14 protein-coding genes are annotated in these 13543 nt (G+C 60.1%); 9 read left to right on the top strand and 5 right to left on the bottom strand.

The features are described 5' to 3' along the window. The first annotated feature begins 179 nt into the window (after nucleotides 1-179). The 3 genes from rnd to AC0V6X_RS07425 are packed head-to-tail and all read left to right on the top strand — an operon-like array spanning nucleotide 180 to nucleotide 2702. Nucleotides 180-1382 carry a ribonuclease D gene (gene rnd / locus AC0V6X_RS07415; protein WP_486183936.1) on the top strand — a complete coding sequence of 401 codons (1203 nt, stop codon included), beginning with the start codon at nucleotides 180-182 and terminating at the stop codon, nucleotides 1380-1382. Beyond that, a complete protein-coding gene (locus tag AC0V6X_RS07420) occupies nucleotides 1379-2287 on the top strand; it encodes a hydrogen peroxide-inducible genes activator (RefSeq protein ID WP_486183937.1) in 909 nt (302 codons plus the stop codon). The genes rnd and AC0V6X_RS07420 overlap by 4 nt, the downstream gene beginning before the upstream one ends. 4 nt (nucleotides 2288-2291) lie before the next feature. After that, nucleotides 2292-2702, top strand: a complete 411-nt coding sequence (locus AC0V6X_RS07425; RefSeq protein ID WP_486183938.1) for a hypothetical protein — start codon at nucleotides 2292-2294, stop codon at nucleotides 2700-2702. Between the two features lie 14 nt (nucleotides 2703-2716). Here the strand turns inward: AC0V6X_RS07425 and pgsA are convergent, their stop codons facing one another. Beyond that, entirely contained in the window at nucleotides 2717-3325 is a 609-nt protein-coding gene (gene pgsA / locus AC0V6X_RS07430; protein WP_486183939.1) for a CDP-diacylglycerol--glycerol-3-phosphate 3-phosphatidyltransferase, read from the bottom strand. A gap of 175 nt (nucleotides 3326-3500) precedes the next feature. Between pgsA and AC0V6X_RS07435 the strand changes: the two genes are divergently transcribed. Further along, nucleotides 3501-4898: an MFS transporter gene (locus AC0V6X_RS07435; RefSeq protein WP_486183940.1), complete on the top strand. Its 1398-nt coding sequence runs from the start codon at nucleotides 3501-3503 to the stop codon at nucleotides 4896-4898. 6 nt (nucleotides 4899-4904) lie between these two features. On the opposite strand, the gene AC0V6X_RS07440 is transcribed toward AC0V6X_RS07435, so the two are convergent. Together AC0V6X_RS07440 and AC0V6X_RS07445 are read right to left on the bottom strand one after the other, a co-directional pair. Then, entirely contained in the window at nucleotides 4905-5186 is a 282-nt protein-coding gene (locus tag AC0V6X_RS07440) for a hypothetical protein (RefSeq protein WP_486183941.1), read from the bottom strand. A 136-nt stretch (nucleotides 5187-5322) separates the two neighbouring features. Then, the gene (locus tag AC0V6X_RS07445; protein ID WP_486183942.1) at nucleotides 5323-5733 is read right to left on the bottom strand and encodes an EVE domain-containing protein; all 411 of its coding nucleotides are present in this window, start codon (nucleotides 5731-5733) and stop codon (nucleotides 5323-5325) included. Nucleotides 5734-5937: 204 nt separating this feature from the next. On the opposite strand from AC0V6X_RS07445, the gene AC0V6X_RS07450 reads away from it, so the two are divergent. From AC0V6X_RS07450 to AC0V6X_RS07470, 5 genes are all read left to right on the top strand, one after another. Continuing rightward, complete coding sequence (locus AC0V6X_RS07450) at nucleotides 5938-7635, top strand: putative bifunctional diguanylate cyclase/phosphodiesterase (protein ID WP_486183943.1); 1698 nt, start codon at nucleotides 5938-5940, stop codon at nucleotides 7633-7635. Between the two features lie 68 nt (nucleotides 7636-7703). Next, entirely contained in the window at nucleotides 7704-8525 is an 822-nt protein-coding gene (gene dapF / locus AC0V6X_RS07455; protein ID WP_486183944.1) for a diaminopimelate epimerase, read from the top strand. Then, complete coding sequence (locus AC0V6X_RS07460; protein WP_486183945.1) at nucleotides 8522-9697, top strand: MiaB/RimO family radical SAM methylthiotransferase; 1176 nt, start codon at nucleotides 8522-8524, stop codon at nucleotides 9695-9697. Before dapF ends, AC0V6X_RS07460 begins: the two co-directional genes overlap by 4 nt. Next, complete coding sequence (ftsY, locus tag AC0V6X_RS07465; RefSeq protein ID WP_486183946.1) at nucleotides 9694-10608, top strand: signal recognition particle-docking protein FtsY; 915 nt, start codon at nucleotides 9694-9696, stop codon at nucleotides 10606-10608. Before AC0V6X_RS07460 ends, ftsY begins: the two co-directional genes overlap by 4 nt. After that, nucleotides 10608-11264 carry an inner membrane-spanning protein YciB gene (locus AC0V6X_RS07470; protein WP_486183947.1) on the top strand — a complete coding sequence of 219 codons (657 nt, stop codon included), beginning with the start codon at nucleotides 10608-10610 and terminating at the stop codon, nucleotides 11262-11264. The genes ftsY and AC0V6X_RS07470 overlap by 1 nt, the downstream gene beginning before the upstream one ends. Nucleotides 11265-11357: 93 nt before the next feature. On the opposite strand, the gene AC0V6X_RS07475 is transcribed toward AC0V6X_RS07470, so the two are convergent. Together AC0V6X_RS07475 and AC0V6X_RS07480 are read right to left on the bottom strand one after the other, a co-directional pair. Next, on the bottom strand, nucleotides 11358-11561 hold the full coding sequence (locus AC0V6X_RS07475; RefSeq protein WP_486183948.1) for a hypothetical protein: 204 nt from the start codon (nucleotides 11559-11561) through the stop codon (nucleotides 11358-11360). Nucleotides 11562-11602: 41 nt separating this feature from the next. Beyond that, complete coding sequence (locus AC0V6X_RS07480; protein ID WP_486183949.1) at nucleotides 11603-13528, bottom strand: potassium transporter Kup; 1926 nt, start codon at nucleotides 13526-13528, stop codon at nucleotides 11603-11605. Between the last annotated feature and the right edge of the window lie 15 nt (nucleotides 13529-13543).

Raw genomic sequence — 13543 nt, forward strand, 5'->3', positions numbered from 1 at the left:
TGTCTGGGTGTATGGCGCTAAGGGCGCGAGCATGTTCTTGGGGGCTTCAAAAAGCCACCGGGATATGGGCGCGCTAACAGGCCAAGACCAGCGCTTTGTCAAGTCGCGCGCACTTCAATTCGATGGGCTGTCATGGCCCGAGAGCGGCACTCCGCTCAAAGACACAAGAAAACGACGATATGAAAATTCACGACCTGATTACCACTTCCGACGCTCTGGCTGACCTGTGTGAGCGTCTCTCCCAATCCGAATTCGTTGCCGTCGACACCGAATTCATGCGCGAGAACACCTATTGGCCCGAACTGTGCCTGGTGCAAATCGCCAACACCGAAGAAGCCGCCGCGATTGATCCGTTGGCTGACGGCATCGACCTCACCCCGCTGCTCGACCTGCTGACGGAGAACTCCGACGTTCTCAAAGTCTTCCACGCGGGCGGGCAGGATGTTGAGATCATCGTCAACATGACGGGCAAGACGCCCTTCCCCATTTTCGACACGCAAATTTCGATGATGGCGATCAGCCAGTCAGAGCAGATCGGCTATGCCAATCTGGTCGATCACTGGCTCAGTATCACGGTCGATAAAGGCGCGCGCTTCACCGATTGGAGCCGCCGCCCGCTGACAGACCGTCAGATCGAATATGCGATTGGCGATGTGACTCACCTGTCAAAGATCTTCCCCAAGATCCTCAAAAAGCTGATTAAAACCGGGCGTGGCGATTGGTTGGATGCGGAGATGGAGAAGCTGGCTGACCCGTCGAACTATCTGGTCGACCCGGATACGAGTTGGAAGCGCATTCGCCAGCCGGGCCGCAATCCGCAAGTGCTGGGTCGCCTCAAAGCGCTCGCCGGTTGGCGCGAGGGCGAAGCGCAGCACAAGAATATTCCGCGTGGCCGGATCATGCGCGACGAAACGCTCGCTGACATTGCCTCCCACCCGCCCAAAAAGCAGGGCGACTTGGCCAAAGTGCGGGGGCTGTCCTCGGCATGGAAGGACAACGACATCGGCAAGCGCCTGATGAAGGTCATCGCCGACGCTGAGCCTTTGCCTAAGGAGGAAATGCCCGAGAAGATGAAGCGCGGCGCGCCTTTGGGCAAGGAAGGCGCTTTGGTTGCTGACCTGCTCAAACTCCTCCTCAAGATCCGTGCCCGCGAAATCGACGTCGCCGCCCGCCTACTGACCCGCGCGGACGAGATGGAGGCGCTCGCCGCCGGAGTGCGCGACCTGAAAGTGCTGCAAGGCTGGCGCTATGACGTCTTCGGCAAAGACGCGCTGGAACTGGTCGAAGGCAAGCTGGCTTTCGCGGTCCAGAACGGCCGGCTGAAAATGGCCCATATCGACGACATGCAAGCGAGCATGGAGGAAGCGTTAGCCTCAGAATGAGCACCTACCTCCCCACCATCAAGCAGCTGCAATATCTCGTCGCGTTGCATGAGCATGGCCATTTCGGCCGTGCAGCCGATGCGAGTTTTGTGTCGCAATCGACGCTGTCGGCGGGGATACGCGAGCTGGAGAGCTTGCTGGGCGTGACGCTGGTGGAACGTTCGCGCCGGGTGGTGCGGTTTACGTCGCTGGGTGAGCAGGTGGTGGCCAAGGCCAACAAGCTGCTGCGCGAGGCGGAGGAGCTTTCTGACCTTGTCCAGGCCGCGGGCAAGCCGCTCTCCGGACAGCTTCGCATGAGCGTCATTCCAACGATCGCGCCCTTCCTGATCCCGCATCTGCTGCCACGCCTCAAAACCCAGCGCCCTGATCTGAAGCTGATGCTGCGCGAGGAGACGAGCCAGGACGCGCTCGACAGCCTGCATCACGGACGCGCGGATTGCGTTCTGCTCGCTTTGCCCTTCGACACGGGCGATGTGGAGGTTGAGCATATTGCCGACGACCCGCTGTTTGTCGCCTTTCCCAAAGACGACCCGCGCGATCCCCCCGCGACAATCTCACCTGAAATGATTGAGCCTGCGATTGCCGAAGGGCGCCTGCTGTTGCTCGAGGATGGCCACTGCATGCGCGACCACGCGCTCGCCGCCTGCAACCGCTCCGAACTGCGCGCGAGCTCCAGCATGATCGGGACGAGCCTGCATACTCTGGTCCAGATGGTCGACAATGACCTTGGCCTCACCATGCTGCCCAAGATGGCGCTGGACGCAGGCATCCTGAACGGCACCAATGTCGTCGCGCGCCCCGTCAAAAGCGACAATGCAAAGCGCGAGATCGTGCTGGTGTGGAGAAAGAATTCGCCAAGGGAAGCGGATTTCAGGCTGCTGGCAGAGGAACTCAGGGCGGGTTGAACGAGTGAGTGATACTTGGCTGTCTGATGTAGTTTTAGTCGGAGAAGGCGATGATCCGAGCCACCTGGCAGCCGTCGATATATTCCAATGCCGCGCCGATATGTGCAGCTATCTCGAACACTGGTGGGTTGACGAAGGCTTAGGCTTTGCCTTCGTAGCAACGGGCCATCAGCTGGTCCTGGGCGTGGAGAACTCTGCGGTGATCATCGTTGATGAAGTTGCCGTTCCGAACGGTAAGGATATCGTTGAAAGTGCACTGCGCAGGGCGGCCTTGGAGATACTTGAAGCGCGAAAGGCGAAATCGGAGAAGGGCACGTTCTTGAGCCTTGCGATCAACCTAGGCGAGGCCGAGAAGCGCGGCGACGTTCCTAGCTCCGTAGAGGGTTTGATCGCATATATTGGCTTCACAACATGAGCGCGCGCATCCCCTCACTCCATATGCTTCAAACCAACCCGCAGGTAGTCCCAGCCGGTGATGCAGGTGAGCGCTGCGGCTAGCCAGAGCGACACCAGTCCCACCACATGCACCCATGTTTCTGCCACGCTGCCGCAGCCTTCGACGGGGGGTTGGCAGGGTTGGCCGTGAACCGCTCCGCCCAGTATAAGAGCGCCTAAGGCGACCAATTGAAACGTTGTCTTCCATTTGGCGAGTTTGGTGACGGGGACGGAGACTTGGATGCCGCCCAAAAACTCGCGCAGGCCGCTCACCGTGATCTCGCGGATCAAGATAATTGTGCCGGCGATGACGTGCATGTCGCCCACATAGGGCCCTCGCAAGAAGCCCTGCGCGGTCAGGATCAGGATCACGGCGGCGACCATGATCTTGTCTGCGATGGGGTCGAGGAATTGGCCCAGCTTCGACACCGTCCCTTGCGCGCGGGCCAGGTAGCCGTCGAAGAAATCAGTGAGAGCAATCACGCAATAGAGCGCAAAACCGATCAGATAGCCGAGCTTCCAATCCGGCCACCACAGGAAGAATCCCAGCAGCGGGACTGCAAAAATGCGCGACAGAGTCAGGATGTTGGGCAGAGTCAGCATAGTGTCCAGCCCCCTTAGCGCCTCTGGTGCGATCCACAAAACCTCAACCATCATTCGCCAACAGTTGGTTGTGTTTATAGGCCACTGTCAGCCCAAAGCCGGGGGTTGTGCTGACCTGCGTCGTCGCTATGTGAGAACTAAGAGAAGAGGGAACGCGCGCGCTCGCATTGCATTCATGACGACATCGACGCACCTCTTACGCCGCAAGCGCTTCTTGCCCTTGATGGTCACGCAGTTCTTCAACGCGTTCAACGACAATCTGTACCGCTATGCCGCGCTCTTCTTTGTGATCTACTCGGTCTATAATGATGAGAGCACGGAAGGCACGTTTTCCGGCTTTGCGAGCCTGATCTTCATCCTGCCCTTTGTGCTGTTCTCCGCGCTCGCTGGGCAATTGGCGGATACGCGCGACAAGGCGAAGATCACCCGCATCGTCAAATTGTGCGAGATCGGCTGGGTGACGCTCGGCGCCATTGGCCTCTACATGGCATGGATGGGGATTGCCGTGCACGAAGTGGCGATCCCGCTGCTGTTGTTCGTGACCTTCCTCGCGGCGACGCAATCGACCTTCTTTGGGCCGATTAAGTACGCGATCCTGCCGCAGCATTTGAAAGAGGGCGAAGTCCTTGCCGGGACCGGGCTGGTCGAGGCAGGAACGTATATCGCAATCCTCGCTGGCACGATCCTCGCCGGTATCATCCCGGTGGAATGGGCCATCGTCGGCATCATCGTCACCGCCCTGATCGGCTATGTCGCGGCCTGCCAGGTGCCCGACGCACCGCCTCAGAGCGATTATGAGATGCATTTCCCGCTGCTCGAACCCTATGCAGCGAAGACCAAGAACGCGGTGCTGCGCTGGCTCGGCTATCCCTTTGTCGCCATCGCAGACCAGTTTGTGATGAGCACTCGGCTGATCAAAGAGACCACCAAGAACCGAGAGATTTGGCTGGCGATCATTGCAATCAGCTTCTTCTGGACGATTGGCGCTGTGCTGTTTGTGCTGTTCCTGCCGCTTGCCAAGAACCAGCTTTATGCAGCGCAGGACGTGGCGAGCCTGTTCCTTGTCATCTTCTCGCTGGGCATTGCGATCGGCTCGGTGTGCATCAACGCTTTGCTGAAGGGCAAAGTGTCGGCGAAATACTCCTCCATCTCAGTCATCGTGATGGGCGGCTTTGTGTTCGGTTTCTACTTCCTCGCCAAGGCCTGGCCGACGAGTGAGACCGGCGCGCTGCTGACCTGGACCGACTGGATTTTCGAGCCGCTCGCCATACCGCTTTCGCTGATGCTGCTGGGGATCACGACCGCCGGGGGCATGTTCGTGGTGCCGCTTTATGCCTTCCTCACCACGCGCTGCGCCGATGATGCGGCGAGCCGGACGATTGCCGCCAACAACATTCTCAACTCGCTGGGCATGGTGCTGGGATCAGCGGTCGCCATGGGGCTGAGCGCGATAGGCATTCCGGTGGTCGATCAAGTGATGTTTGTCGCGCTTCTGACCGCGGTATCCGCCTATCTCGGCTGGCGCTTGTTCATAGCTGAGAAGGACGCCGCTGCGAAAGCTGCGTTCGGATAGGTCTGATCACAGGATAAAGACGAGCACCGCGGCAAAGGTCGCGAAGTAGACGCTTGCGAACCCGCGCGCATCCTCAGCCGTCAAACGCCACAGGCTCTCTGCGGGAATGTCGTGCAGGTCGCTTTTGACATGCGGCGGCAGGGTGGCGCGAAACGGATGGCGAGCGGTCTCTTCCGTAAGCACAAGGCCACGCCGCCCTTCCTCAGCTTTGCGAGGAATGCGCGGTTCGATCTCTTGCCCGTTGCGGCCAAAGAAGATCGGTCGAAGTGAAGCGTAGCCCTTGGTCATGAACCAAGGTTTTAACACTTTCTTAACCTTTGGCGAGACGCGCTTACGCACTGGCCAGAAAGGGGACAGTTAGCCAGCTTTGTGGTTAATCTCCCCAAGGGCGAGGCCGGTTAGCCCAGCGGACAACCCGGCATAGCTACCCTTCCGCCATCTTGCAGATAATCGCCCATTCTTCGGGCGTGATCTTGGCAACGGAGAGGCGCGAGAGCCGCACCAGCTCGCAATCCTCCAGCTTCGGTTCAGCCTTGATCTGTTTGAGCGTCACCGGATGGTCGAATTTGCGCTTGGGTTTGACTTTCACGGCGGCCCATTTGCCGGTTTCGTCCGTGGGATCTAGGATGCCCGCCTCGCTGATCTCGCAGATACCGACAATTTCCAGCCCTTCGCGCGAATGGTAGAAGAAGGCTTCATCGCCCACTTGCATCGCAGCCAGATTGTTCTTGGCCAAGTGGTTGCGCACGCCGTCCCAGACGCCCTCTTCCTCTTCGACAAGATCGTCCCAACCATATTTGAACGGTTCGGACTTCATCAGCCAATATTGGGCCACCAAGATTCTCCTAAACGGGCACTGCGAGTTTTCACCTAGCGTGTCGGATTACAGCAAACCCCCAAACAACCGCAAACAATTGGCTGCCACGAATATTTGCCTCGTATCCCGAGGGTTAACGCAATTTTCAATATGTCACTGCATGCAGGGCATTCAAAGCGGGCGTCCCATGTCTGTTTTGAGGTGCAGGGGCTTTAAAACGCAATGTCAGTGGAAGACACAGACCAGAAAGAAAAGGGCATTGGCAGGGCCGACCGCGATCTCGTCGCGGTTGGGATCGCCACAGCCGCAATCATTCTGTTCGTTGGGACCGGAGGCTCTGTGCTTCCCAGTGCCATCGACGCGCTCTTCGGCAATGGCAAGGCCCCCGACATCCTGTTGGTCAATGCGTTGCTGCTCAACATCGTCCTGATCATCTTTGGCTGGCGCCGTTACCGTGAATTGCAGCTGGAAATCTCTGAGCGTCGCCGCGCGGAAGAACTGGCGCGCGAATTGGCGGAAACCGATCCGCTGACAGGTTGCCTCAATCGCCGTTCGATGGAGGAGGCAACAACTGCGCTACGGCTGCGTGCGCAAGAGCGCGGTCTGGCGGTCGCCTATTGCATGATCGACTTGGATAACTTCAAACAGATCAATGATATGCATGGCCACACAAAGGGCGACTTTGTGCTGATCGAAATGTCACGCCGGATCATCGCAGAGCTGCCCAAGGATACGAGCTTTGCCCGTCTTGGCGGCGACGAATTTGCGTTCGTCACTCCCTACGATCCAAATGCGCGCGAACGCATTGACGATTTGGTCATCCGCTTGTTCGAGACGCTTTCGATGCCGTTCAAGAACGATAGTGGCTATATCGACGCGACGGTTTCCATCGGGGTTGCAAGCGATCACGATGAGCATGGCTTTGACCCGCTGATGGCGGATTCTCACGCTCTGATGCAGCGTGCAGACATCGCGATGTATCAGGCCAAGAAGCAGGGCAAGAACCGCTTCTTCTGGTTTGAGCCCTCCATGGAAAGCGAGCTGCGCTTCCGCAATCAGATCGAGAACGGCGTTCGCAACGGTCTGAGCAAAGCCCAGTTCATTCCCTACTACGAACAACAGGTTGACATTGAAACGGGCCAGCTGGTCGGTTTCGAAATGCTCGCGCGCTGGCAATCGCCGGAGCTGGGCATGGTCAGCCCAGAGATATTCATTCCCATCGCCGAGGAAATCGGCGTGATCGGCGAATTGTCCGAGCAATTGTTGGAGCAAGCCTTCAACGATGCGCGCGAATGGGACGATGATCTGACGCTGGCGATCAACATTTCACCCCTGCAGCTGCGCGATCCTTGGTTTGCGCAAAAGCTGCTGCGGATGCTGGTCGCGCAAAACTTCCCGCCCCAGCGGCTTGAGGTTGAGATCACGGAAAGCTGCTTGCACGAAGATATTGGCACGGTTCGCAAGATCATCACTTCGCTGCGCAATCAGGGTGTGCGGATCAGCCTGGATGATTTTGGCACGGGCTATTCCAGCCTCGAACAGCTTCGCACATTACCGTTTGATCGTCTGAAGATCGACAAGGCGTTTGTCACCGAACTGCGCGATGCCGATTCCAATTCCAGTATCGTTGACGCCATCGTCTCTTTGGGACGCGGGCTCGACATGCCGATCACCGCTGAGGGGATCGAAGATCAAGCAACGCTGGATGTGCTGCGCAAGATGGGCAAGTTGAAGGGGCAAGGCTTCCTCTATGGCCGCCCTGAAAGTGCCGAGCAGGTTCGTCGCCGTCTGGCCGCTCAAGGGCGCTTGAATGGGGCCGCCAAGCCGGTCGAGAAAAAGCCGCTTGATATGGACGAGCTGGCAAAGCAGCTTGATACTGAAAACGACGTGCCCGCCTTCCCCAAGACCGGGACGATGTAAGCGCTGCCCGCGCTGCCACCCTCTCAAGACTGGACGTTGACCCTGTGGGTGCATAGATGCGCTGTGAGATGCGCGTCGATTTCATCAAAATGCATGGGTTAGGCAACGACTTCATCGTGCTCGATGCGCGAGAGACGCCCCTGCCCGCAATGACCGAGGCGATGGCGCGCGCTTTGTCCGACCGGCGCGAAGGAATTGGCTGCGACCAATTGATCCTGCTCGAGCCCAGCAAAAGCCAAGCTTTCCGCATGCGGATCTTCAACAGCGATGGCTCAGAGGTTGAGGCTTGCGGAAATGCTTCGCGCGCTGTGGCCCTGCTGCATGGCAAAGCGGCGCGGATAGAGACAGCAGGCGGCGTGTTGTCGCTTGAACCCGCAAAGGGCGGCGCGAGCGTCAATATGGGAAGCCCACGCTTTGAATGGGACGCGATCCCCCTCGCCTACGCGATGGACACGGCGCAAATGCCAGTGGGTTGGCCCACCGAAAATGGCGCGCTGGAAGGGCCACAAGCGGTCAATGTCGGCAATCCGCATGTCGTCTTTTTCGTCGAGGATGCGGACGCGGTGGACCTCGCAACACTCGGCCCCGTCATTGAGAATGACCCGCTCTTCCCTCAGCGTATCAATGTGAATGTTGCTGGGCTTGTCGGACCAGACCATCTCAAGCTGCATGTGTGGGAGCGGGGCGCTGGCCTCACCCGTGCGTGCGGAACCGGAGCCTGTGCCACGGCTGTCGCCGCGATCCGCGCCGGACTGACGGGCAACCGGGTGCGCGTGACACTTCCGGGCGGCGACCTCACCATTGAATGGCGTGAGGGTGAGACAATCCGCATGACCGGCCCCGCAGCCGAGAGCTATCGCGGCAGCTTTGAATGGGATGACTTTGCGTGAACGCTCCTGAAGTCATTTCCTTGGGTTGCCGCCTTAACATCGCGGAGAGCGAGCGGATGAAGGCCATGCTGGCTGACAGCGGCGATGTGGTGGTTGTGAACTCCTGCGCAGTCACCTCCGAAGCTGTGCGCCAGACACGCCAAGCCATCCGCCGTGCACGGCGAGAGCGGCCTGATGCGCGCCTGATGGTCACGGGCTGCGCGGCGGATATTGAGCGCGAGCAGATCGCCGCCATGCCAGAGGTCGATGGGCTGATCGCAAACGAGCGCAAGCTCGATCCGCGAGCGTGGAATGTCCCGGTGCCGCAGGCTCCTCCCCCTCCGACCCGGACACGCGCCTTTATCGCGGTGCAAAATGGCTGCGACCACGCCTGCACCTTCTGTGTCATCCCGCAAGGGCGCGGCAAAAGCCGTTCGATGACGATCGAAGAGGTCCTGCGCGAGGTGGAGCATCATCTGCTGCTCGGCGCGAAAGAGGTCGTGCTGACGGGGGTGGATGTGACCAGCTGGGGGCATGACCTGCCCGACACACCGCCGCTTGGCGCTTTGGTCGAGGCCGTGCTCGAAACCTTCCCGCAACTGCCCCGCCTGCGCATGTCTTCTCTCGACGGAATCGAGATTGATGAGGCGCTGTTCGAGCTTTTTGCGAGCGAGCATCGCCTGATGCCGCACTTGCACCTCAGCATGCAGCACGGGCATGACCTGATCCTCAAGCGCATGAAGCGCCGCCACTCCCGCGCCGATGCGGTGGACCTTGTGGCGCGCCTCAAAGCCCGCCGGCCTGAAATCGCGATCGGAGCGGACCTCATCGCAGGCTTCCCGACCGAGACCGACGAACACCACGCCGCCAACCTTTCGATCATCGAAGAGCTCGACATTGTCCACGGCCACATCTTCCCCTACTCCCCGCGCCCCGGCACGCCCGCGGCGCGCATGCCGCAGGTTGAGCGCGCCACTATCAAAGCCCGCGCCGCCGACTTGCGCGACGCCGTCGCAAAGCGCCGCGCGCAATGGCTCGCCGGATTTGTGGGTGAAAGCGTCACCGTCCTCGCCGAACGCGACGGCACCGGCTATGCGCCGGAATATGCGCGGGTTCAGCTGCCCGAGGGAAGCACCGCCGGACAGCTGATCACACTCACCCCCCGCGCGGTTGAAGGAGGCTTGCTCACATGACAGACAGCTGGAGCGACCGGCTGCTCGGGGGCTTTCGCAAGACCTCTGAGAGGCTCGGCGCGAACCTCACCGGCATGGCGGCCAAGCTCGACGATGCAACGCTCGACGATATCGAGGATGCACTGATCGTCTCCGACCTTGGCCCTGCCGCCGCGGGCCGTATCCGCGCGAAACTGGCGGAAAAGAGCTTTGGCCGCGAGATTACGCAAGCGGAGCTGAAACAGGCGGTCGCGGACGAGATTGCGGAAATCCTGCGCCCTGTCGCCAAACCGCTCGAAATCACCGCCTTCCCGCGCCCTCAGGTCATCCTCGTCATCGGCGTCAATGGGTCAGGCAAGACCACGACGATTGCCAAGCTCGCCCACCTCTTCACCGAGGATGATTACGGCGTGCTGCTGGCTGCAGGAGACACGTTCCGCGCCGCCGCCATCGGCCAGCTTGCCACATGGGCGGAGCGAGCCGGCGTCGACATTGTGCGCGGGGCCGAGGGCGGAGACCCGGCCTCGATCGTGTTCGATGCGGTCAAGCAGGCAACCGACACCGGGATCGACGCTCTGGTCGTCGACACTGCCGGGCGCTTGCAGAACAAGAAGGAGCTGATGGACGAGCTCGAAAAAATCCGCCGCGTCCTAGGGCGCCTTAACGAAGACGCGCCGCATGACGTCGTGCTGGTGCTCGATGCGACCAACGGCCAGAACGCGCTTTCCCAGATCGATGTGTTCCAGGAAGTCGCGGGCGTCACCGGCCTCATCATGACCAAGCTCGACGGCACAGCGCGGGGCGGCGTGCTGGTCGCAGCGGCTGAGCAATACGGCCTCCCCATCCACGCCATCGGTGTCGGAGAGAAGATGGAAGACCTGCGCCCCTTCGACCCTGACCTGGTCGCAAAAGTCATTGCAGGAGTGGCCTGATGGCCGAAACGGAAACTCAACCCGAAAGCGAAGCCAAGAAGGCCGGCTCCAGCTGGCTCAACGTCGCGGTCGATTACGGCCCGCTGCTGGTCTTCCTCGCGGTCTACCGTTTCAGCGCCCCTGAAGAGAGCAATGCGGCGGGAGAGCTGCTCGCGATCATTTACGGCACGGGAGCCTTCATGGTCGCCGCTGTGGTCGCGCTGATTGTCTCCAAATGGAGGCTCGGCAAAGTCTCGCCCATGCTGTGGTTCTCAACCGCTCTGATCGTAGGGTTTGGCGCGCTGACGATATTCTTCGGCGATCCGGTCTTCGTGCAGCTGAAGCCGACGATCATCTATTCGGTCTTCGGAGTGGCCCTGCTGGTCGGGTTCTTCATGGGCAAAGCGCTGCTCAAAATCCTGCTCGAGGCCGCGTTTGAGGGGCTGTCGGACGATGGCTGGCTCAAGCTCTCGCGCAATTGGGGTGTGTTCTTCCTGGTGCTCGCGGGCGTCAACGAAGTCCTGCGCGCCCAGATGACCTTTGAAGGCTGGCTGTGGGCCAAGTTCTGGGTGTTCTTGCCGCTAACCTTCCTCTTCACCTTCGCCAACATCCCGATGCTGCTGAAGCACGGGCTGGATGTGGGGCAGGATGAGGGGGAGGAAGAGCCATCCAGCTAAGCCCGTCACCCCAGACTTGATCTGGGGTCTAGGGCCTAACGCGCCGAGCCTAACCGCCCTGGATCCCAGCTTTCGCTGGGATGACGGGAGTGTTTAGTTGAGCCGATCTATGTCTGTGAGACTGGTTGATGCATATCGGAAAACGTAAGGCTTTTCTGTAGGTTCTCCATCAGGAAATTCCTGCCCGAAGAACGCGACGTAGCAATCGAAGAAGTCGAGTTCTTTGTCCTCCCAGCAATGGACCACCACACCACACTCGACGAAATTGTCTTCGTCATCAGTTGGTGATCCCAACATGACCCGAGTACCAGGGGCGAGAAACTTGTTCCGCCCCAACCCTAAATCTCCACCTGACTTCCCAGCTCCACCACGCGGTTCGTGGGCAGCTTGAAGAAGTCCATTGCGCTCGCGCTATTCCTCAGCATCCAGGCGAAGATCTTCTCGCGCCAGATGGGCATTCCGGGCTTGTCGCTTGCCAGCAGCGTTTGGCGGCTGAGGAAGAAGCTGGTGTGCATCATGTCGAAGTCGCCGCCGCAATAGAGGCCCATTGACTTCAGCCCCTCGGGCACGTTGGTGTCCTCCATGAAGCCGTATCGCAGCACCGCGCGGTAGAATCCGTCGCCCATATCGGTGTAGTCGCAGCGCTCTGAGGGATCGACATAGGGCACGTCCTGAATGTCGACAGTGAGGATCACGACGCGTTCGTGCAGCACCTTGTTGTGCTTGATGTTGTGGAGCAGCGCTGAGGGTACGCCCGCCGTGCTCGAGGCCATGAAGATCGCGGTTCCGGGCACACGCAAGGCGGAATTCTTGGCGGATTTGGCAAAGATCTCCATCGGCAGAGCGCCCTCGCCCATCCGCTCGCGCATCAGCTTGCGACCGCGCGCCCAAGTCGTCAGCAGCGTGAAGGCGATGAAGCCAACCATCAGCGGGAACCAGCCTCCGTCCGGCACCTTGGTGAGGTTGGCGGCGAAATAGGCTCCGTCGACGATCAGGAACAGGATCACGACAGGCGCGGCATACCACCACTTCCACTTCCACACGCCCACCAGCAGCACCGCCATTAGCAGGGTGTCGATAGTCACCGCCCCCGTCACCGCGATGCCATAGGCGCTGGCAAGGTTGGAGGAGCTCTGGAAGGTCAGGACCAGTATGATCACCGCAACCATCAGCGCCCAGTTGACCACCGGGATGTAAATCTGCCCGCCCTCAGTCTCGCTCGTGTGGAGGATGGAGAGACGCGGCATAAAGCCCATTTGCACCGCCTGGTGGGTGATGGAGAACGCGCCCGAGATGACCGCCTGGCTCGCAATGAAGGTTGCGACCGTGGCGAGGAAGACGAGCGGCAATCGCCACTCTTCGCTCGCGAGCAGGAAGAACGGGTTCTGAACAACGACCGCGGCTTCCTCTGCCGGAAGGCCCGCAATCATCGCGCCTTGGCCGAAATAGTTGAGCAGCAGGCAGGGCATGACAAAGCCGAACCAGCTCAATCGCATTGGCCCGCGCCCAAAATGCCCCATGTCGGAGTAAAGCGCCTCTGAGCCCGTCACAGCGAGGACCACAGCGCCCAATGCCAGGAACGCCACAAAGCCATCGGTGACGAAGAACATGACCGCGTAGTACGGGTTCAGCGCCCACAGGATGTCTGGGTTCTGGATGATCTGCCATCCGCCCAGCCCTGCCAGAACCACGAACCACACGATCATCACCGGCGCGAACAATGCCCCGACCTTGGCCGTCCCTCTCGCTTGCAGCATGAACAGGAAGACCAGCAGTCCCAGCGCAATCGGGATCACATATTGCTGCAATCCCGCGTCCACGACCGTCAGCCCCTCGACCGCCGATAGGACGGAAATGGCGGGCGTAATCATGAAATCGCCGTAGAACAGCGAGGTCGCAAACACGCCCAGCAGGATGACGAGCCAGCCATATTTCGACTTGCCCATATGCCGCGAAAGCAGCGCGACGAGAGCCAGCGAACCGCCCTGCCCCTTGTTATCCGCACGCATCAGGATCGTGACATATTGGATCGCCACGACCAGCAGCATCGACCAGAAGATCAGGCTGACCACGCCCAGCACATGCATCCGGTCAATCGCCACATTGGCGGTGCCGGCAAAGGTCTCACGAAAGGCGTAGAGCGGGCTGGTGCCGATATCGCCGAAGACAATGCCAATCGCGCCAACCGCGAGCGCGGCCTTCGACCCGCTGTGAGCGTGCCCGCTGGAATGCGTTTCGCGCGAGGGAGCTGTCGTGTCGCTCATACTGCCCGGCTTGTC

Source organism: Erythrobacter sp. S267 (assembly GCF_057365045.1).